The 20,135-nt window shown below is 60.3% G+C and carries 18 protein-coding genes; 7 read left to right on the top strand and 11 right to left on the bottom strand.

Annotation, left to right across the window (positions count from 1 at the left end; all coding sequences use genetic code 11):
- Positions 1 to 561: 561 nt before the first annotated feature.
- The 6 genes from AC097N_RS11890 to AC097N_RS11915 form a co-directional block, all read right to left on the bottom strand.
- Positions 562 to 1,035 carry an RES family NAD+ phosphorylase gene (locus AC097N_RS11890; RefSeq protein ID WP_479581234.1) on the bottom strand — a complete coding sequence of 158 codons (474 nt, stop codon included), beginning with the start codon at positions 1,033 to 1,035 and terminating at the stop codon, positions 562 to 564.
- The gene (parS, locus tag AC097N_RS11895) at positions 1,035 to 1,496 is read right to left on the bottom strand and encodes a type II RES/Xre toxin-antitoxin system antitoxin (protein ID WP_479581235.1); all 462 of its coding nucleotides are present in this window, start codon (positions 1,494 to 1,496) and stop codon (positions 1,035 to 1,037) included. Before parS ends, AC097N_RS11890 begins: the two co-directional genes overlap by 1 nt.
- Before the next feature lie 112 nt (positions 1,497 to 1,608).
- Positions 1,609 to 2,745: a quinolinate synthase NadA gene (gene nadA, locus AC097N_RS11900; protein ID WP_479581236.1), complete on the bottom strand. Its 1,137-nt coding sequence runs from the start codon at positions 2,743 to 2,745 to the stop codon at positions 1,609 to 1,611.
- Positions 2,745 to 3,617, bottom strand: a complete 873-nt coding sequence (gene nadC / locus AC097N_RS11905; RefSeq protein ID WP_479581237.1) for a carboxylating nicotinate-nucleotide diphosphorylase — start codon at positions 3,615 to 3,617, stop codon at positions 2,745 to 2,747. The genes nadA and nadC overlap by 1 nt, the downstream gene beginning before the upstream one ends.
- A gap of 130 nt (positions 3,618 to 3,747) precedes the next feature.
- Complete coding sequence (locus AC097N_RS11910) at positions 3,748 to 4,236, bottom strand: cyanophycin metabolism-associated DUF1854 family protein (RefSeq protein WP_479581238.1); 489 nt, start codon at positions 4,234 to 4,236, stop codon at positions 3,748 to 3,750.
- Positions 4,233 to 6,530 carry a cyanophycin metabolism-associated ABC transporter gene (locus AC097N_RS11915; RefSeq protein ID WP_479581239.1) on the bottom strand — a complete coding sequence of 766 codons (2,298 nt, stop codon included), beginning with the start codon at positions 6,528 to 6,530 and terminating at the stop codon, positions 4,233 to 4,235. Before AC097N_RS11915 ends, AC097N_RS11910 begins: the two co-directional genes overlap by 4 nt.
- A 216-nt stretch (positions 6,531 to 6,746) precedes the next feature.
- On the opposite strand from AC097N_RS11915, the gene AC097N_RS11920 reads away from it, so the two are divergent.
- Both AC097N_RS11920 and cphA read left to right on the top strand, forming a co-directional pair.
- Positions 6,747 to 8,915 (top strand): cyanophycin synthetase, encoded by a 2,169-nt coding sequence (locus AC097N_RS11920; protein ID WP_479581240.1) that lies wholly within the window; start codon positions 6,747 to 6,749, stop codon positions 8,913 to 8,915.
- Positions 8,916 to 8,918: 3 nt separating this feature from the next.
- Positions 8,919 to 11,495, top strand: coding sequence for a cyanophycin synthetase (gene cphA, locus AC097N_RS11925; RefSeq protein WP_479581241.1), 2,577 nt, complete (start codon positions 8,919 to 8,921; stop codon positions 11,493 to 11,495).
- Between the two features lie 40 nt (positions 11,496 to 11,535).
- Here cphA and AC097N_RS11930 read toward each other — a convergent pair whose 3' ends face one another.
- The 4 genes from AC097N_RS11930 to AC097N_RS11945 all read right to left on the bottom strand — a co-directional run bounded on the left by AC097N_RS11930 (position 11,536) and on the right by AC097N_RS11945 (position 13,835).
- Positions 11,536 to 12,555, bottom strand: coding sequence for an NAD(P)H-dependent glycerol-3-phosphate dehydrogenase (locus AC097N_RS11930; protein ID WP_479581242.1), 1,020 nt, complete (start codon positions 12,553 to 12,555; stop codon positions 11,536 to 11,538).
- Between the two features lie 51 nt (positions 12,556 to 12,606).
- Entirely contained in the window at positions 12,607 to 13,068 is a 462-nt protein-coding gene (gene secB / locus AC097N_RS11935; protein WP_479581243.1) for a protein-export chaperone SecB, read from the bottom strand.
- Positions 13,069 to 13,146: 78 nt separating this feature from the next.
- Positions 13,147 to 13,410: a glutaredoxin 3 gene (gene grxC, locus AC097N_RS11940; RefSeq protein ID WP_479581244.1), complete on the bottom strand. Its 264-nt coding sequence runs from the start codon at positions 13,408 to 13,410 to the stop codon at positions 13,147 to 13,149.
- Between the two features lie 17 nt (positions 13,411 to 13,427).
- Complete coding sequence (locus AC097N_RS11945) at positions 13,428 to 13,835, bottom strand: rhodanese-like domain-containing protein (protein ID WP_479581245.1); 408 nt, start codon at positions 13,833 to 13,835, stop codon at positions 13,428 to 13,430.
- 136 nt (positions 13,836 to 13,971) lie between these two features.
- Here AC097N_RS11945 and gpmA point away from each other — a divergent pair, with 136 nt between their 5' ends.
- The 3 genes from gpmA to AC097N_RS11960 all read left to right on the top strand — a co-directional run bounded on the left by gpmA (position 13,972) and on the right by AC097N_RS11960 (position 17,019).
- Entirely contained in the window at positions 13,972 to 14,715 is a 744-nt protein-coding gene (gene gpmA, locus AC097N_RS11950) for a 2,3-diphosphoglycerate-dependent phosphoglycerate mutase (RefSeq protein WP_479581246.1), read from the top strand.
- A 67-nt stretch (positions 14,716 to 14,782) separates the two neighbouring features.
- Positions 14,783 to 16,255 carry a S41 family peptidase gene (locus AC097N_RS11955; RefSeq protein WP_479581247.1) on the top strand — a complete coding sequence of 491 codons (1,473 nt, stop codon included), beginning with the start codon at positions 14,783 to 14,785 and terminating at the stop codon, positions 16,253 to 16,255.
- A gap of 11 nt (positions 16,256 to 16,266) precedes the next feature.
- A complete protein-coding gene (locus AC097N_RS11960) occupies positions 16,267 to 17,019 on the top strand; it encodes a HesA/MoeB/ThiF family protein (protein WP_479581248.1) in 753 nt (250 codons plus the stop codon).
- 13 nt (positions 17,020 to 17,032) lie between these two features.
- Here AC097N_RS11960 and AC097N_RS11965 read toward each other — a convergent pair whose 3' ends face one another.
- The gene (locus tag AC097N_RS11965; RefSeq protein WP_479581249.1) at positions 17,033 to 17,524 is read right to left on the bottom strand and encodes a thermonuclease family protein; all 492 of its coding nucleotides are present in this window, start codon (positions 17,522 to 17,524) and stop codon (positions 17,033 to 17,035) included.
- 70 nt (positions 17,525 to 17,594) lie between these two features.
- On the opposite strand from AC097N_RS11965, the gene AC097N_RS11970 reads away from it, so the two are divergent.
- Both AC097N_RS11970 and AC097N_RS11975 read left to right on the top strand, forming a co-directional pair.
- Positions 17,595 to 19,259 (top strand): SulP family inorganic anion transporter, encoded by a 1,665-nt coding sequence (locus tag AC097N_RS11970; protein WP_479581250.1) that lies wholly within the window; start codon positions 17,595 to 17,597, stop codon positions 19,257 to 19,259.
- 104 nt (positions 19,260 to 19,363) lie between these two features.
- A complete protein-coding gene (locus tag AC097N_RS11975; RefSeq protein WP_479581251.1) occupies positions 19,364 to 20,134 on the top strand; it encodes a GGDEF domain-containing protein in 771 nt (256 codons plus the stop codon).
- The last annotated feature ends 1 nt before the right edge of the window (position 20,135 follow it).

Consider the following 20,135-nt stretch of genomic DNA (forward strand, 5'->3'; position numbering starts at 1 on the left):
GGGCCCGTTGCTGGCCCCGCGGTTTCCTCCCTCGAGGCTTGTACGACGCCCGCCCTTCAGTTCACTCCTGTCGCAACTGGTGCGCCGCTGCGGGTGGGCATCCTACAACCCTTAACACAAGCGGACCTTGTCGGCACGGTTTGTGTAGGGCCGATGCCACCGGGGTGGATGGCTCCGTTCATGTCCCCCGGAGCGGGTTGCGCCCGATCCTCCTCCTGACTTCGCTGCGCCATCCACCCCGGTGTCATCGACAGCCAGCCATGTTGAGGCGCAATGACTCAAAAGCCAATGAACGCCAGCAACGCTTGCAGGCTCAGGACGGTGTGGCGCTCAGCGCAGTGAGGTCAAGGAGGAGCCCGCAGGGCGGGGGACACGAACGGCGCTGAGTGCTACGCCGTCCTGAGTCCCGTCTGCCCTCTTGGGAATGACTGCAAAGGGTCTTTAAGCAGCCCAAGCTTCAAAACAATAACCTCAGCGATCCACTACAAATTCAGTAGCAGCTTCCGCAATATCTATATGGGCTCCGAGGCTATTGGCCTCTTAACCAACATCAAAATAAAACTAAACCCGTATCAACCTCAGATCCGTATCCAGCGGCTCCGGCTCACCCAGCGTGATGTGCCTGAAATCCGGATGCAAAGGATTGATCAAAAAGTTGAGCTCTGCGGGCATCACCGCGCTGGGCACGGCCAGTACACAGCTGCGTGACTGGCGCAGCCACTCGCCCCCGAGTGCTTGCAACTGATCACGTACGGCTTGGGCGCGCCAGCCTTGCGGTAACGCGCCAGCTTCCATGAATTCAATACTGACGCCAAGGGGTAGATACGCGGGTATCAAAAGGTAGTGGGCGCGCAAGGGGTCGTCTTGCACCAACATCTCCAGCAACGCCAGAGACCTGCTCTCGGCGGTATAAACCACCGATTGACCCGGACGATTCCATCGACCGCCAAACAGCCTGGCACCCTCACCAGAAAACGCCGGGCCGAGAAAGCGGCGTGTCGTAATGCGCCACACCGTGCGTGCGACAGCGCCCATCAGGCAAACACACCTTGTTCAATGCGCCCCAGCGTGTTCACCACGGCGACCGACCCGAGGTCGGTATCCAGAAGTGAGAATGGGCTGACGCCACCCAATGACGCATTCGGACTTTTGAGCCAATCCAGCGCGGCACGCTCGTCCTCAAACACCTCCACAGCACGCTCAACCACCCGCGCCAAACGCACCAGCTTGCCCGATTCATCGCGGCTTAAAACGCCCTCTTTTTTGCGCCGGGCCAGCGTACGTTCCGGGATGTCCAGCGCGCGGGCCAATTCGGTCTGGCCAATACCCATGACCCGCACGGCCGCATCCACCGCACTGGCTGAGATCCCTTGACGCACGAGGGAAATCCACTCCAGAACGGAACGGGGTAGCGCGTGCAGCACAGGCTCACCACCTAGCACAGTAGAAGCGGACAGCACGCCCAAATCCTTGACCGCCGAAGTTGCAATACCCATGAAATTTCCTTATTTATGCCATTTGGCATAAATTATAAGCAAAATTGACTGTCAATGGCTTTCCAAGGGGAACTGAGGAAGCGAGGCAAGACGCTACAAATTCAATAGCGCCCTACGCAGCACCGATGTGGGGTATCAGCCCACTGACCGGTTGACCACTTTTGAGCGCGGCAGTGAAAGCCAGCATGCGGTCAATCGGCAGGCGGGCCCGCACGCCGAGCGCGGGGTCCACGTGAATCTCATTACCACCGGTTTCCAGCACCTGGGCCAGCCCGGCCAGGCTGTTCATGGCCATCCAGGGGCAATGCGCGCAGCTTTTGCAGGTGGCACTGCTGCCCGCGGTCGGCGCCTCCATGAACACCTTGCCCGGGTTGAGCGTGCGCAACTTGTGCATCATGCCGTTGTCGGTGGCCACGATGAACTCTTTGGCCTCCATTTCGTGCGCCGCCTTGAGGATCGCGGAGGTGGAGCCCACGGCGTCCGCCAGCGCCACCACGTCGGCCGGTGACTCGGGGTGCACCAGCACTTTGGCACCGGGGTGCTCCTTCATCAGGGCTTCCAGCTCAAAGGCCTTGAACTCGTCATGCACGATGCAGGAGCCGCCCCACATCACCATGTCGGCGCCGGTCTCGCGCTGGATGTAGCCACCCAGGTGCCGGTCGGGGGCCCACAAAATCTTCTGGCCCTGGTCCTTGAGCGCGCGCACGATGTCCAGCGCGCAGCTTGACGTCACCAGCCAGTCCGAACGCGCCTTGACGGCCGCACTGGTGTTGGCATAGACCACCACCGTGCGGTCGGGATGCGCATCGCAAAAGGCACTGAAATCATCGACCGGGCAACCCAGGTCGAGCGAACAGGTGGCGTCCAGGTCGGGCATCAGCACGCGTTTTTCAGGCGAGAGGATTTTGGACGTCTCGCCCATGAAGCGCACGCCGGACACCACCAGCGTGGTGGCCGCGTGGTCGCGGCCAAAGCGGGCCATCTCCAGCGAATCGCTGACAATGCCGCCGGTTTCTTCGGCCAGGTCCTGCAAGTCCGGGTGCACGTAGTAGTGCGACACCATCACCGCATTGCGCTCCTTGAGCAGGCGGCGGATTTTGTCTTTCAGCGCGGCGCGCTCGGCCGGGCCAGGCTCCACCGGCACGCGGGCCCAGGCGTGTTTGGTGGCACAGACGCTGCCGGTGGCGGCCGCATCCTGCTGCGGCTGCTCGTACTCAACGTCCATCATGGTGGTGGGAAAAGCAGTCATCACAGTTCCTTGAATCGCATGGAGAAGTCGGTCGCCTTGACGTCTTTGGTCAGGGCGCCAATCGAGATCCGGTCCACCCCGGTGGCGGCGATGTCGCGCACCGTGCTCATGTTCACGCCGCCGGAGACTTCCAGAATCGCCCGCCCGGCGTTGATGTGCACGGCTTCGCGCAGCGTGGCCAGGTCCATGTTGTCCAGCAAAATCATGGTGGCGCCCGCGTCCAGGGCCTCGGTCAGCTGGGCGAGCGTCTCCACCTCAATCTCGACAAACCTGGCGGTCGGCGCCACCTCGGCCGCCTGCTTCAGCACCGCGGTCACGCCCCCGGCGGCGGCAATGTGGTTTTCCTTGATCAGCACGGCGTCATACAGGCCGATGCGGTGGTTGGTCCCGCCCCCGATGCGCACGGCGTATTTTTGAGCCAGGCGCAGGCCAGGCAATGTTTTGCGGGTGTCCACGATCTGCGCCTTGTTGCGGGGCACATTCTGCACGGCGGCCACGTAATCAGCGGTCTTGGTGGCCACCGCGCTCAGCAATTGCAGGAAGTTGAGCGCGGTGCGTTCTGCCGTCAGCAGCGCGCGGGCCGGGCCCTCCATCTCCAGCACTACCTGGTCGGGGGCACAACGCTGGCCCTCCGTCACCAGCCACTTAATGCTGATGGCGGGGTCGACTTGCTGCAGCGCCGCCTGGGCCCACGGCGTGCCGCAAATGATGGCGGATTCGCGGGCCAAGACGAAGGCCTTGGCGCGGCGGCTCGGGTCAATCAAGCCAGCGGTGAGGTCACCCGCGCCGACGTCTTCGAGCAGGGCGCGGCTTGCATCCACGTGGGCCAGTTCGGCCACGGCGGCGTCGGAAAAATCAAAAAAAGTGGTCATGGGAACGAGCATAGCGGCATCTATTCAGTGGGGTTTTGCATGGCGGCAGAACGGGGCTTGGCAGCACCTCTAATCGCTATTAAATTTGCAGCTACTCCCCAACGTAGGACGGGGGCTAGAGGCCAATTTCTTATAAAAACCGGTCCAGTATCTTGCGGCTCTCTTTGTTCAGGTTCATGGCGTCACGAATCAGAAACTGGATGCCATGCGAGTCGGTGACCAGCAAAATAGTTTGCCCGACGCGGCGGATGTCCTCATCCCCCCGCAAGACAAAACGGGTCTCGCCCCGGTCGGTTCGGACGTGCCAGGTGCAGGGCGTGGAAAAACTGGTCACGCTGTCGATGTCCAGAATCTCGGGCATGAACTCACGGGTCTCCAGCTCTTCCCGGACCAGGCTTTGCGCGGGCTCGGGCAACTCGGCCAGGCCCTCAATCCAGGCCACCTCATGGCCATCGGTATGGACCATGGAAATTCCGGTCTCCGGCGACTGGATGGGGAAGGCCCGAACGGGCACCACACCCTCAAAAACCAGCCCCTCAGGCTTGGTCAACACCAGCTTGCCAAAGGGGTTGCGGGTGAGCTGAAAAGTGGTGGTGGCCATGGCGGTGCTCTCGTTCATTTGTCACCTTTCACATCATTTTTCACGCCGTCGTCCCTCTCGTCGTCCATGTCAACGTCCATGTTGCGCGCCTGGGCCTGGTACAGGTTGAAGTACGCACCCTCGGCGGCCATCAGCGTGTCATGCGTGCCCACTTCCACCACCTGGCCGCGGTCCAGCACCACCAGGCGGTCGGCCCGGTGCAAGGTGGACAAGCGGTGGGCGATGGCAATGGTTGTGCGACCCAGCACCAGGTTCTCCAGCGCTTTCTGGATTTCCTTCTCGGTTTCCGAGTCCACCGAGGATGTCGCCTCGTCCAAAATAAGGATGCGCGGGTCAATCAGCAAGGCGCGGGCAATCGAGATGCGCTGGCGTTCACCACCCGACAAGCCCTGGCCACGCTCACCGACCATCGAGTCGTAGCCCTGCGGCAGGCGCAGGATGAACTCGTGGGCGTGCGCCGCCCGCGCTGCGGCAATGATGTCCGACTGGCTCGCATGCGGCTTGCCGTAGGCGATGTTCTCGGCGATGGTGCCAAAGAACAAAAAGGGCTCTTGCAGCACGAGGCCAATGTTGCGGCGGTAGTCGGCAATCGGGAACGAGCGCACATCCACCCCGTCAACCCGGATTGACCCTTCTGTCACATCGTAAAAACGGCAAATCAAATTCACCAGCGTGCTCTTGCCGGACCCGCTGTGGCCCACCAGGCCAATCATCTCGCCCGGGTTGATGGTCAGGTTGATGCCGCGGTTCACTTCGCGGTTGCCGTAGCGAAAGCTCACATCGGTGAGCTCAATCCGGCCTTCCACCCGCCCCAGCGTCACGGGTTGCGTAGGCTCGGGCACGCTGGAGACGTGGTCCAGGATGTCAAAAATGCGCTTGGCCGCCGAAGCCGATTTCTCGGTCACCGACACAATGCGGCTCATCGAGTCCAGGCGGCCATAAAAGCGGCTGATGTAGGCAATGAAGGCCGTGAGCACCCCCACCGTGATCTCGCCCTTGGACACCAGCCAGATGCCAAATGCCCAGACCACCAGCAAACCCAGCTCGGTCAGAAACGACACACTGGGCGAGAACAGCGACCAGATTTTGTTGATCCGGTCATTGACCGCCAGGTTGTGCTTGTTGGCCTCGCGAAAACGCGCTGCCTCGCGGTTTTCCTGCGCAAAAGCCTTCACCACGCGCACGCCGGGAATCGTGTCGGCCAGCACACTGGTGACCGCGGACCAGACCCGGTCGATTTTTTCAAACCCGGTTTGCAGGCGAAACCGCACGGCGTGAATCATCCAGACAATGAAGGGCAAGGGCACCAGGGTCACCAGCGCCAGCCAGGGGTTGATGGACAGCAAAATGACGGCCGTCATGATCAGCATCAGGATGTCCGACGCAAAGTCCAGCAGGTGCAGGGACAGGAACACGCAGATTCGGTCACTTTCGCTGCCGATGCGCGACATCAGGTCACCGGTGCGCTTGCCCCCGAAGTATTCCAGTGACATGCGCAGCAAATGCTCATACGTCGTGGTGCGCAGGTCCGCCCCGATGCGTTCGGACACCAGGGCCAGGATGTAGGTCTTGGCCCAGGACAGCGCCCAGGCCAGCACCGCAGAACCCAGCAGGCCGGACAGATACAGCGCCACCAGCATCGGATCGATGTGCTTGCCGTTTTGAAACGGAATCAGCACCTCATCCATCAGGGGCATCGCCAAGTAGGGCGGCACCAGGCTGGCGGCTGTGCCCAGCAGTGTGAGGATAAAACCCGCGAGCAACTGGCCGCGGTAGGGTTTGGCAAATCGCCACAAGCGAAACAGCGTCCAGGTGGACGGCGGCGTGTGAATCACCTTGGTGCAAATCGGGCATTCGTCCTGGTCCGGCTCCAGCGGCGCCTTGCAGCTGGGGCAGCGACGTCCCTCCGGCAGCGCAGGCGGTTGACCGGAGACATGGCTCGCCTGGTAAATCTGGAACTGGTCAACCAGCCGGATCGCGTGCAGGTTGCGCCCCAGCGTGAAACGCCAGCTGGCCAGCCGCCCTTGTGCATCCTGCAGCTCCAGATGGGCGACTCCCGCGTGGTCATGGTGCTGGAGTGTCAAACCCGGCCGATAAGCCCAGATGTGCCAGCTGGCATCGGGGGCCCGGCTCAACAGGCGCTGGTTGGTCACCACGATCAGGCCATGGACAAAACGAAGTTTGGCATCCAGGTCAACCTCCAGCGTCGCCAAAACGTTCTCTTGGAGTTGTAGCTGCGCCTGGACGTCCAGGCGCCAGCCAGCCGGGATATCGTTCAGCAAAGTGTAGGGAGCGGAGATGTCGTTTGTCATTGAGGCCAAGGGGTTAGCATTTCTTGCGGGTTCCGAGCCCTGTTCGGGTTATAACTGGGCAAAGAAAAGGCTGACTGTTAAGAAAGATTTCTTAGATTAACGTCTTAAGCCCGCTTTGGATGACAATTATCACGCGACGACCTTGCGCAGACCAAGGCAGCCTCCACCAATCAGGAAGACGTCGGCAGCACTTGACTGCCCAACATGTTGAGATTCATGACGACGAAGAACATTCAATTTCTGCGGGTGACCCACCTGCGCGGCCCCAATATCTGGACTTACCGCCCGGTCATCGAAGCCTGGGTTGACATCGGCGCCCTGGAGGATCACCCCTCCAACACCCTGCCCGGCTTTTATGAACGCCTGACCGCCCTCCTGCCGGGCCTGATCGAACACCGCTGTGGCGTGGGTGAGCGCGGTGGCTTTTTGCTGCGCTTGCGCGACGGCACCTGGGCCGGTCACATTCTGGAACATGTCACGCTGGAGCTGCAAAACCTGGCCGGCATGCGCACCGGTTTTGGCAAGGCACGCCAAACCCCGGTGCGCGGGGTCTACAAAGTCGCCTTCCGGACCCGCCAGGAAAACGTGGGCCGCGCCGCGCTGGAGGTCGGACGGGACCTGATCATGGCGGCGATCAACGACCAGCCTTATGACCTGACCGCCACCGTGACCACACTGCGCGACATGGTGGACGCCCTGTGCCTGGGCCCCAGCACCGCGCACATTGTGGACGCCGCTTCCGAGCGCGGCATTCCGCACATCCGCCTGACCGAGGGTAATCTGGTTCAACTGGGCCATGGCGCCAGCCAGCGCCGCATCTGGACCGCCGAGACCGACCAGACCAGTGCCATTGCCGAAGAAATAGCCAGTGACAAGGACCTGACCAAATCACTCCTGCAGTCATGTGGCGTGCCGGTGCCGCAAGGTCAACTGGTCAAAACAGTTGAAGAGGCTTGGGAGGCAGCCCAGGACATCGGCCTGCCCGTCGCAGTCAAGCCGTATGACGGCAACCACGGCCGAGGTGTGTCACTGGACCTGAACAACCGCAAAGACATCGAAGCCGCCTTTCACCTCGCGCATCGCAAGGGTGGCGGCAGTGTCATCGTCGAGCAATTCATTGCCGGCAACGAGCACCGTCTGCTCGTGGTCGGCAAACGCGTGGTGGCGGCCGCCCGGGGTGAGACCGCCTGGGTCACGGGCAACGGCCAGTCCAACATCATCGAACTGGTCGACCAGCAAATCAACACCGACCCCCGCCGTGGAGAAGGAGAAGACGCGCCCTTGAACACCCTGAAACCGCATGAAGCCGCGGAGGTCGTTCTGGAACTGGAGCGCCAGGGCATGACCGCCTACTCGGTGCCAGCCCGAGACGAGAAAGTGCTGATCCAGCGCAATGGCAACGTCGCCTTTGATGTGACCGACAACATCCACCCCAGTGTTGCTGCAGCGGCGGCGCTGGCGGCCCGGGTTGTGGGGCTGGACATCGCTGGCGTTGACATGGTGCTGGAAGACGCCTCCCGTCCGCTCGCCCAGCAGCGCGGCGCGGTGATTGAAGTCAACGCCAGCCCCGGCCTGCTCGCCCACCTGAAACCGGCCAACGGCCAACCCCGCCCCGTGGGCAAAGCCATCATCGACCACCTCTTTACGGACGACGCCACCGGGCGCATCCCTGTCATCGGTGTGACCGGTACACAGGACACCACCCGCATTGCACGTTTGATTGCCTGGCTGCTGCACATCAGCGGCAAGCGGGTCGGTTTGGCCTGCCGTGACGGTTTTTATCTGGGCGCGCGACAGGTTGAGGCCAACGACAGCACCCACTGGGACGCCGCGCAACGCCTGCTGATCAACCGCTCGGTTGAAGCCGCCGTGATGGAAAACAGCAGCCGGATGATCCTGAGTGAAGGCCTGGCCTACGACAAGTGCTCGGTCGGGGTGGTCACCGACGTCAGCGGCCTGGATGACCTGGCCGAGTTCTACATTGACGACCTCGACAAGCTTTACAACGTGGTGCGCACGCAGATCGACGTCATCCTGCCCAGTGGCACCGCGGTACTCAATGCATCGGATCCCCGTGTGGTCGAGATGGCTGACTTATGTGATGGATCTGTCATTTTTTATGCCCAGAACCCTGAGCTTGAAGCGATCGCTGCGCACAGAACCCAGGGGCAGCGTGCGGTCTTCGTGCGCGATGCCCATATTGTGCTGGCGCAAGGTCTTGAGGAAGCCGCTTTGATTCCCCTGGCCTCCATGAACCGTACCAAGGCTGACAATCCCAACATGGTGATGGCGGCTGTTGCCGCTGCCTGGGCCGCTGGCGTTACACCTGAACTGATTGCAGCGGGCCTGCGTGCCTTTGATGCAGACTCAAAAAAGAAATACTGAACCATGGAAGTTTCACGCATCCGCGCCCTGCGCGGCCCCAACCTCTGGAGCAAACACACCGCCATTGAAGCGGTGGTGACCTGCACCACCGCCGAGTGCGCCATCAGCACGCGCAATGGTTTTGAAGGCCGCCTGCGGGCCCGTTTTCCCACCATCAGCCCCCTTCAACCTGTGGGACACGCTGACACCGTGCCGCTGGCCAACGTGCTGGCGCTGGCCGCGCTAGAGCTCCAGGCCCAGGCTGGTTGCCCCGTTACCTACAGCCGCACCACCCCCACCCCCGAACCGGCGGTTTACCAGGTTGTCGTGGAATATTCTGAAGAAGCCGTGGGTCGGCTGGCCATGGAACTGGCCCAGTCCCTGTGCCTGGCGGCCCAAAACGACACACCTTTTGACCTGACCCAAGCCCTGGAGCAACTGCGCGAACTGGACGAAGACGTGCGTCTGGGGCCCAGCACGGGCTCCATCGTGGACGCGGCTGTCGCCCGTGGCATTCCCTTTCGCCGCATGACCGAAGGCAGCATGGTGATGTTTGGCTGGGGCAGCAAGCAGCGCCGCATCCAGGCCGCCGAGATGGACATCACCAGCGCCATCTCCGAAGCCATTGCGCAGGACAAGCAATTGACCAAGAGGCTGCTTTCGGCCGCTGGCGTGCCGGTGCCGGGCGGACGCGAGGCCTCAACGCCAGACGACGCCTGGGCCGCGGCCTGTGAGATTGGCTTGCCCGTGGTGATCAAGCCCAAGGACGGCAACCAGGGAAAAGGCGTCACGGTCAACATCACCTCGCGCGACCAGTTACTGGCGGCCTACGCCACGGCGGTCGAGTTCGGAGACGACATCCTGGTGGAACGCTATATTCCCGGCAATGACTTCCGCCTGCTGGTGATCGGCAACCGGCTGGTGGCTGCGGCTCGTCGCGACCCACCGAATGTTGTCGGTGACGGCACCCACACCATTCGTGAGCTGGTGGAACAGGTCAACAAAGACCCGCGCCGTGGTTCGGGCCACGCCACCTCCCTCACCAAGATCCGCTTTGATGACATTGCCCTGGCCAGCCTGGCCAGCCAAGGTTTGCAGGCGGATTCAGTGCCGGTCAAAGGCAAACGGGTGCTCTTGCGCCACAACGCCAACTTGTCCACCGGTGGATCAGCCACCGACGTGACCGATGACGTTCATCCCGCCGTGGCCGAACGCGCCATTGCCGCCGCGCACATGGTGGGGCTCGATATTTGCGGTGTGGACATGGTCTGCAACAGCATCTTGCACCCGCTGGAAGAACAGGGCGGCGGGGTGGTCGAGGTCAATGCCGCACCCGGCCTGCGCATGCACCTGTCGCCCTCCTTCGGGAAGGGTCGCCCGGTGGGCGAAGCCATCATTGCCAACATGTTTGGGCCTCATGAAACAGGCCGCATTCCCCTCGTGGCGGTGACGGGCACCAATGGCAAAACCACCACGGTGAGGCTGATTTCGCACCTGCTGGCTCAAAACGGCCTGTGCGTGGGCATGACCAACACCGACGGCGTGTACGTGGGTGGGCAACGCATTGACACGGGCGATTGCAGCGGTCCCCGCAGTGCCCGCAACGTACTGCAACACCCCGATGTAGACGCCGCTGTACTCGAAACCGCCCGGGGTGGCATGCTGCGCGAAGGCCTGGCGTTTGACCGCTGTGACGTCGCCGTGGTGACCAATGTGGGCAGCGGTGACCATCTGGGTCTGAACTACATCACGACGGTCAACGATCTCGCGGTGCTCAAGCGCGTGATCGTGCAGAACATCGCCGACACCGGCGTGGCCGTGCTAAACGCAACCGATCCCATCGTGGTCGCCATGGCACGCCATTGCAGTGGATCCACCACCTTTTTCGCCGCTGACCGGCACCATCCGGTCATGGCCACCCACCTGGCGCAGGGCAAGCGGGCCATTTATGTGGAAGACGGCTTTCTCATCGCCGCTGAGGGTGCTGTACGGCACAAGCTGCCCCTGTCCGGCATCCCCATCACCCACCAGGGCACGATCGGCTTCCAGGTTGAAAACGTCATGGCCTCAGTGGGTGCCGTCTGGGGTCTGGGTCTGGCATGGGACACGATCCAGCAAGGCCTGGCCAACTTTGTGAACGACAGTGACAACGCCCTGGGCCGCTTCAACCTGTTCAATTTCCGGGGTGCCACCGTCATCGCTGACTATGGCCACAACCCGGACGCCATTGCAGCGTTGGTCAAGGCAGTCGAAAACATGCCCGGCAAACGCCGATCCGTGGTGATCAGCGGTGCGGGTGACCGGCGCGACGAAGATATCCGGCAACAAACCGAAATCCTGGGTCGCGCTTTTGATGACGTGGTGCTCTACGAGGACCAGTGTCAACGGGGCCGCGCCGATGGGGAGGTGCTGGCGCTGTTACGTGCGGGGCTCACCAACGCCACGCGTACCCGGCACATCGACGAGATTCAGGGAGAATTCCTTGCCATTGACACCGCCATGGACAAACTGACGGAGGGCGATCTGTGCCTGATCCTGGTGGATCAGGTGGAAGAAGCCATGGCGCACATCACGGCGCGGGTCAACGCAGAAAAAGTTTAACGTCTGGCTGGCCCGCGTGCCAGCCAGACGTCCGCAAGCCTTAGGTCAGTTCTTTTACCGGATCGCGGCCCATCAGGGCTGCCACCGCTTGCGCCGGTTGGATCCGTCCGTCCAGCAAAGCCACGACGGCCTGCGCAATCGGCATTTCCACACCCAGAAAATCGGCACGCTGCACCACGGTACGCGCCGAATACACGCCTTCAGCGACATGGCCCAGCGCTGCGACCGCCTCTTGCAGAGTCTGACCTCTGGCCAACGCCAACCCCACCTGCCGGTTGCGTGACAAATCCCCTGTGGCCGTGAGGACGAGGTCCCCCAAGCCACTCAGACCCATGAAGGTTTCAGCCTTGGCACCCAATGCCACGCCCAGGCGCGTCATCTCGGCCAGCCCCCGGGTAATCAGGGCGGCGCGGGCGTTCAGCCCCAGGTTCAGCCCATCACACAAGCCAGTGGCAATGGCCAACACGTTTTTGACGGCGCCCCCCACTTCCACGCCCACGATGTCGTCATTGGCATACACCCGCACGGTGGGGCTGTGGAAAGCCTCAACCAACGCGTCACGCACCGAAGCATGCACGCTGGCGGCGACCAGGGCGGTGGGCTGGCCTCGGGCCACCTCCAGCGCAAAACTGGGGCCGCTGAGCACTCCCGCTATTAAATCAGGAGCTACCTGCCCTTGTATTTCATGGGCTAGAAGCCCAAAAGACTGCGAAGCGCTGGTGGCTTCAAACCCTTTGCATAACCAGGCCACTGGCACGCGACAACCCTGTAAACGGGCCAACATGCTGCGCAACCCGGCCATCGGCGTGGCCACAATGAGCAGGTCAGCGCCGCTGACCAGGCCATCCCATTGGTCCAAGGGCACTGAACTGAGCGTCAAAGTGGACGGCAGGTGGATGCCAGGCAGGTAACGCGCGTTTTCACCGTGGACCAGCATGCCCTTCACCTGGTCGACGTCACGCGCCCACAGCGTGACCGCGTGTTGTGCAAGCGGATTGCCTGCGGCACTGACGGCCAGCGCCGTGCCCCATGCACCCGCACCGAGCACTACGATTTTCATAGCGTATTACGCCCTGTATTCAAGGGCAAGAAGCCCAAAATGCCAAAAAACTTACTGAGTCACGATGCGCGGCGCGTTTTCGGCAGCGGCGGCCTGCTGCTGCTCGTACATGGCCTGGAAGTTGATTTCCGACAAGTGCACGGGTGGGAAACCCCCACGCTGGATCAGGTCTGCCACGTTGCCGCGCAGGTAGGGGTACACAATTTGAGGGCAAGCAATACCCATGATCTGGCTCAACTGCTCCTGCGGCAAATTGCGGATTTCAAAGATGCCGGCTTGTGTGGCTTCCACCAGAAACACGGTTTTATCCTTGATTTTGGTCTGCACCGTGGCGGTCACGGTGACTTCGAAAATGCCTTCGGCAACGGGTGCGGCGTTCACCCCCAATTGGATATCGACCGTGGGTGACTCCTGCTCCAGCAGGATCGCGGGTGAATTGGGCTGCTCCAGGGACGCTTCCTTGAGGTAAACGCGCTGAATCTGGAACACGGGATCTTGCTGTTGGTCGGACATGACATTTCTCTCTGATAAAACAAAGCCCGCTCAGGACTATCCTAAGCGGGCAAACAAAAGGACTCGAGGAAGTTTATCTCAGGCGGCGGCGTTCAAAAGAGGCAGCAAGCCGCCCTGCCCGTCCAGCGTTACCAGATCGTCGCACCCTCCCACATGGGTCTGTCCGATGAAAATCTGGGGCACCGTGCGACGACCCGTGATCTCCATCATTTTCATGCGCTCATCCGGGTTGGTGTCGATGCGGATTTCTTCAATCTGCTCAACGCCTTTGGACTTGAGGATTTTCTTGGCCTGAATGCAATAAGGGCAGACGGCAGTGGTGTACATCTTCACAGCTTGCATGGTTTTTCCTCTTGAAATCAGGCTTTTTCGACCGGCAGATTGGCCGTTTTCCAGGCGCCCAGACCACCCCCCAATGATTGCGCCTGCTCATACCCCAGCTTCTTGGCGATGGACACGGCACGTGCCGAGCGCGCCCCCGACTGGCAGACCAAAATAACGGGCAAGGCCTTGTTTTTCACAACGCCCGCCAATTTTTCTTCCAGTTGGCCCAGAGGAATGTTTTTGGCGCCGCCCACGTGGCCAGCGGCAAACTCATTGGCCTCGCACACGTCAATGACGACAGCTTTTTCGCGGTTGATCAGTTGCACGGCGCCTTCGGCCGTCAAGGAGCCCCCGGTCGCGCCCTTGATGAGGGGCCAGAAAAGCATGCCGGCCGAGGCCAGCGCGACGCTCATGAGCATCCAGTTATCGAGAATGAATTTCACTTTGTTCCTTGTTAGTTACCGGCGGTAAACCACTCATTTTAGAATGCAGGGGTTCTTCGCGCATTCAACCTTCGTTTTGCCCGGTCATGACGTCAACCAATACCGCGTCCTGGCCCTTTGACCCCTCAAAAACACCATGCACAAACTAGTTCTCATCCGCCACGGCGAATCCACCTGGAACCTTGACAACCGTTTCACCGGTTGGACCGACGTGGACCTGACACCCACCGGCATTGAACAGGCTAAAAATGCCGGGCACTTGCTCAAGCAAGATGGGTATGAGTTTGATGTCGCCTATACCAGTGTCCTGAAACGCGCCACCCGCACCTTGTGGCATGTGCTCGATGAAATGGACCGCACCTGGCTGCCAGTGGTCAACAGTTGGCGCCTCAACGAACGCCACTATGGCGCGCTGCAGGGCCTCAACAAGGGTGAGACGGCCAAAAAATATGGCGATGAGCAGGTGCTGGTCTGGCGCCGCAGTTACGACACGCCGCCACCGGCTCTGGAAGCCACGGACCCACGCTCCGAGCGCGGCGACCTGCGCTACGCCAAATTGAAGCCGGAGCAAATCCCGCTCACCGAATGCCTCAAAGACACCGTGGCTCGTGTCATGCCATTCTGGAACGAAGCACTCGCCCCGGCCATCAAGGCAGGCAAAAACGTCGTTGTTGCAGCCCACGGCAACTCCATCCGCGCGCTGATCAAGTACCTGGACAACATCTCCGACGACGACATCGTCGGTTTGAACATCCCCAACGGCATTCCGTTAGTCTACGAACTGGACGATAACCTCAAACCCATCCGCCACTACTATCTGGGCGACGCCGAAGCCGCGGCCAAAGCCGCTGCCGCGGTGGCATCTCAGGGTAAAGCTTAAGTAAATGGGGAACCACTGAGCCGAAGGCGCCTCCAACCGTGTATATTGAATCGGCACAGGAATACTTATGGGTCAAAAATTGAAAACTGCAGGCTGGATTTCGCTCGGTGTCATCGCAGGCGCCTTGACAACTGTTTCGCTCCAAACGGTGGCTCGCGGCGCGATGGCGCCCTTGCCGCTGGAGGAATTGCAGCAGTTGGCGGCCGTCTTCGGCATGGTCAAGAGCAACTATGTGGAGCCGGTCAACGATAAGAAGCTGATCACCGATGCCATCGTGGGCATGGTGTCCAGCTTGGACCCTCACTCCCAGTACCTTGACAAAAAAGCCCTGAAAGAATTCAACGAAGGCACAACCGGCAAGTTTGTCGGTGTGGGCATCGAGATTTCTCAGGAAGACGGGGTCATCAAGGTGGTGTCACCCATCGAGGGCTCGCCCGCCTTCCGCGCTGGCCTCAAACCCAATGACTTGATCATCAAGATTGACGACACCCCGGTCAAAGGCCTGGCGCTCAATGAAGGTGTCAAACGCATGCGCGGTGAGCCCAACACCAAAGTGTTGCTCACCATTTTCCGCAAGGACGAAAACCGCACATTCCCGGTGTCCATCACCCGTGAAGAAATCCGCACCCAGTCGGTCCGCAGCAAAGTGATAGAGCCCGGCTACGCCTGGATTCGCCTGAGCCAATTCCAGGAACGCACAGTGGAAGACTTTGCGCGCAAGGCCGAAGAAATTTACAAGCAGGAGCCCAATCTCAAAGGATTGGTGCTGGACCTGCGCAATGACCCGGGCGGTTATCTGGATGCCGCTGTGGCCATTTCAGCTGCGTTTCTGCCTGAAAACGTAACGGTGGTCTCGGCCAACGGACAACTGCCTGAGAGCAAGTTCACCTACAAAGCGTCCCCCGAGTTTTACCAGCGCCGTGGCGGATCCGACCCACTGAAGCACCTTCAGGAAGTCACCAAAGGAGCGCTCAAAAACGTGCCACTGGTGGTCCTGGTCAATGAAGGCTCGGCGTCTGCCAGCGAAATCGTGGCGGGCGCACTGCAAGACTACAAACGCGCCACCTTGCTGGGTAACCAGACCTTTGGCAAAGGCTCCGTCCAGACCGCGGTGTGCCTGGATCCCTCATTCCGCATGGACAACTGTCCGACGGCTGGCCTGAAACTGACCACCAGCCGCTACTACACCCCCAGCGGTAAATCAATCCAAGCCAAGGGCATCGTGCCCGATGTGATGGTGGATGAAACCGAAGAGGGCAATTTATTTGCCGCCCTGCGCACCCGGGAGGCCGATCTGGAGAAACACCTCAACAGCGGCCAGGGTGATGAAAAGAAAGACGAAACGCGCGACAAGTCCCGTGAAGAAGCACGTAAAAAGCTTGAAGAAGAGCTCAAGAAGCCGGTAGCCGAACGCAAAATTCCAGAATACGGATCAGATAAAGATTTTCAACTAATCCAGGCGATCAACCAACTCAAGGGTCGTCCCATCATGGTCAGCAAGACCATGGTTGAGCGCAAGGAAGAAAAGAAAGAAGAGTAGTCGCGGCTTTCATGAATGACGATCAGCTTCTGCGCTATTCGCGCCACATCCTGCTCAATGAGATTGGAATTGAAGGTCAGGAGCTGATTTCAAATAGTCGCGCTCTGATTATCGGAGCGGGTGGTTTGGGTTCTCCGGTGGCACTCTATCTGGGGTCTGCAGGGGTCGGACAGATCACCGTGGTTGACCATGACATCGTGGACATGACCAACTTGCAGCGTCAGATTGCCCACACCATGGCACGCGTGGGTGAACCCAAGGTGATCTCCGCGAAAATTGCGATTGAGGCCATCAACCCGCAAGTCCAGGTCATTCCCCTTGTGGCCCGCGCGGATGCGGCGCTGCTGGATGCACTGGTAGCTAAAACAGATATCGTACTGGACTGCTGCGACAACTTCACGACCCGCCACGCCATCAACGCCGCCTGCGTCAAGCACGGCAAGCCCCTGGTATCTGGCGCCGCCATTCGCTTTGATGGTCAGGTCTGCGTCTATGACCCACGGGACGCCGCGTCACCTTGCTATGCCTGTGTGTTCCCACCTGACACAACGTTTGAAGAAACGCGCTGCGCCACCATGGGCGTGTTCGCACCGCTGGTGGGCATCATAGGCTCCATGCAGGCCGCTGAGGCGCTCAAGTTGCTAAGTGGCGCCGGTCGCCCTTTGACCGGGCGCCTGCTGATGCTGGACGGTCGCGCGATGGAGTTTACCGAAGTGCGCATCGGGCGCCAACTTAGCTGCCCGGTGTGTGGCGCGACGCACTGAGGCGACTCGGTCCTCAATCAACCGTGTGGCAGGAGCCGTGTCGCTTCCGAAAAGCACGGGGCTCTTCGGGCTCACCACCGGAAAAAAGCCCCAGCCGGGACTGACGTGCCACCGCTTCCTCCGCCGCATAAGGCCCGGCACTGCGATGCCAGCGGTAAGACCAGGCCTGCCCGGAGAGCACCATTTGCGCCCCCACATCATTGCCGCCCAGCCGGAGCACGGCAAGGCCCCTGCCATATATGTCAGGCCGTTTTACGATGACCTCGACACGTTTGTTCATGACTTGCTGCGCCAAACGGTTGCGAGCAGCCTCACCACCGGGCTGACAGATCTCTGGCGCATCAATGCCGTCAATACGCAGTTTGTGGGTACGACCTCGGCCGTCAGACTGCACCCAGAGCGTATCGCCGTCCGCGACTTGCAAGACGACACCAAAAAATGACGTCTGCGCCTGGACGACACTACCGGCAAATAAAAGGACCAGTGACCAGGGTCTGAAAATCATGGGACAAAAACAGTATTAAAAAATGCCTGACGCTCCCGCTAGGATACAAGGCCACACACACCCATTCTCCATGTCCAGACTGCATCATCTCTTTCCATTTTTACAATGGTCCCGGCCCAACTGGTCGCTGTTGCGCGGGGAGGCACTGGCGGGACTCTCGGTTGGGTTGATGGTGATCCCTCAAGGGGTGGCCTACGCGGCTCTGGCTGGTATGCCACTGGTGACCGGCATTTATGCCGCCATGCTGCCGGCCTTGGTGGCGGTGCTGTTCAGTGCATCGACCCGCCTGTCGGTCGGGCCAACGGCGCTGACCTGCTTGCTGATCGGTGCATCCCTCTCAGGATTGGCCGAACCGGGCAGCGCGCATTGGGTCGAATTCGCCGTCTGGCTCTCGTTGCTGTCGGGCCTGTTACAGGTGGTCTTGGGTTTCATGCGTTTTGGCTGGCTGCTGAACCTGGTCAGTGCGCCTGTCTTGATGGCCTTTACACAGGCTGCAGCCCTGTTGATCATCAGCTCCCAGTTGCCCGCCCTGCTGGGCTTGAAAGCGGGTTGGAGTGAGATGTGGCATCAACCGCAATGGCATGTACCGTCGGCGCTCTTTGGGTTGGGCAGCCTGGTGCTCCTGGCCCTGGTGCGCCGCTGGAAACCTGCGTTTCCCAGCGTGCTGGTGATTGTTCTCACGTCCGCTGGCGTCAGTCACTGGAGCGGATTTCAAGCAGCAGGCGGATCTGTCGTGGGTATCCTGCCACAAGGTTTGCCCACGCTTTACTGGCCAGGACTACCAGGCTGGGCCCTATTGAGCGAATTGGTATTGCCGACCCTGGTCATCACACTGGTGAGTTTTCTGGAAACCGCCTCCAGCGCCAAGGTGGACAGTGAACGAGGCGGTCAGCGATGGGATCAGGATCAAGACCTGATCGGTCAGGGCTTGGGCAAAATTGCCGCCGGCTTAAGCGGCACCTTTCCCACCAGCTCGTCATTTTCCCGCTCGGCACTGAACCTGTATGCAGGCGCCCGTACCGGATGGGCCACGGTTGCATCGGTCATCGTGGTGCTGCTAGCCTTGCTATTTTTCACCCCTGTACTACGCCATGTGCCGCAATCAGTTCTGGCGGCAATTGTCTTGGTTGCAGTCATGGGGCTGCTCAAACCCAGCGAATTCACACAACTTTGGCGAATCTCCCGCGTCGAAGCCGGAACAGCGCTGGCCACATTGGCGATCACTTTGCTGGCGGCGCCAAGACTTTACTGGGGGGTGCTGGCAGGCGTGCTGATGGGGCTGAGTCACTTCCTCTACCAACGTCTGCATCCCAGAATCATCGAAGTGGGTTTGCATACGGACGGGAGTCTGCGCGACCGGCACCTGTGGCATTTGCCGCCGCTGGCACCCAATGCCCATGCGTTTCGAATGGACGCCGAACTGGATTTCGCGTCAGCCAGCAGCTTTGAACAGGCCGTTGTTGGGCAAATCTCGCGTCACCCCCATCTCCAACATGTTTGCCTGTTTGCACAGCCCATCAACCGCATTGATGCCACTGGCGTCCAGACTTTCAGCCGCTTGAGCTCAATGCTGACTCAGCGCCACATCACCCTGCACATCAGCGGCATCAAGTTGCCCGTAGAAACCGTCTTGAGGCATGCGGGAGCACTGCAGGAGAACAAGCTGCTCAAAATGTACCGTACAGATGGCGAAGCAATACAGGCCCTGCAGCACCTTGCCGAAGATGCCGAATAGGCAGGACAAACCCGGGGAGTTTCCGGTGTCGCCAAAAATCGATCCTGTTAGACTCAAAAAATAAGCACCTACGACTTTTTGTGACTTCAAAAACTGCACCTGCCATGATCGATCTGCGTGACTTGCGTCTGGATGATGCGCGTGCCCTTTTAGAGCATGATCGGTCACAAAGACTCCCGGATCCGGATGAGTCACCAACCGCTTACCTGCAAAGCATTGTTGATCATCTGTGTGAACTGTCACTCAAGGATCCGCTGACGGGATTGGCCAACCGGCGGCATTTTTGCAATGTACTGACGCGGGAGATTGATGTGGCGGCCCGATCGGGCGAGTCAGCGTTGCTGTTGATGCTCGACATCGATCATTTCAAGAAAATCAATGACACCTATGGTCACCTCGCGGGTGACCAGGTGCTGCAGGCCGTTGCCAAATGCCTGGCAAATTGCGTTCGTCCCATGGACACGGTCGCGCGTTATGGCGGTGAAGAATTTGCGGCGATCCTGCCGAGCTGCCCGGTGTCCTACGGCCAGGCAGTTGCCGAACGAATTCGTGAAACAGTGGGCGCGCTGTCCGTCTCGGTCGCACCGTCGGTCAACATCCATGTGACCATCAGCATCGGGGGCGCTTATGCGCCTGAATGGGTGCGATCAACGACTGCTTTGTGGACCGATCGGGCAGACATCCAGCTGTACCAGGCCAAGGCAAAGGGGCGTAACCGCGTTTGTATTGATCAGCAGGCGGTGTTGTCGGTGAGCGCCGAAGAAAAGAATCTCCTTTTCGGCCACCTCGCGCTGGGTGATCCGGCCTGGATTGAAAGTATTTCGAGTGATGCGTCGAACAGTGCAACAGGCACCGCAATGAATAAGGTGAACTGAT

It is taken from the genome of Rhodoferax sp. LS1R11 (assembly GCF_056521395.1).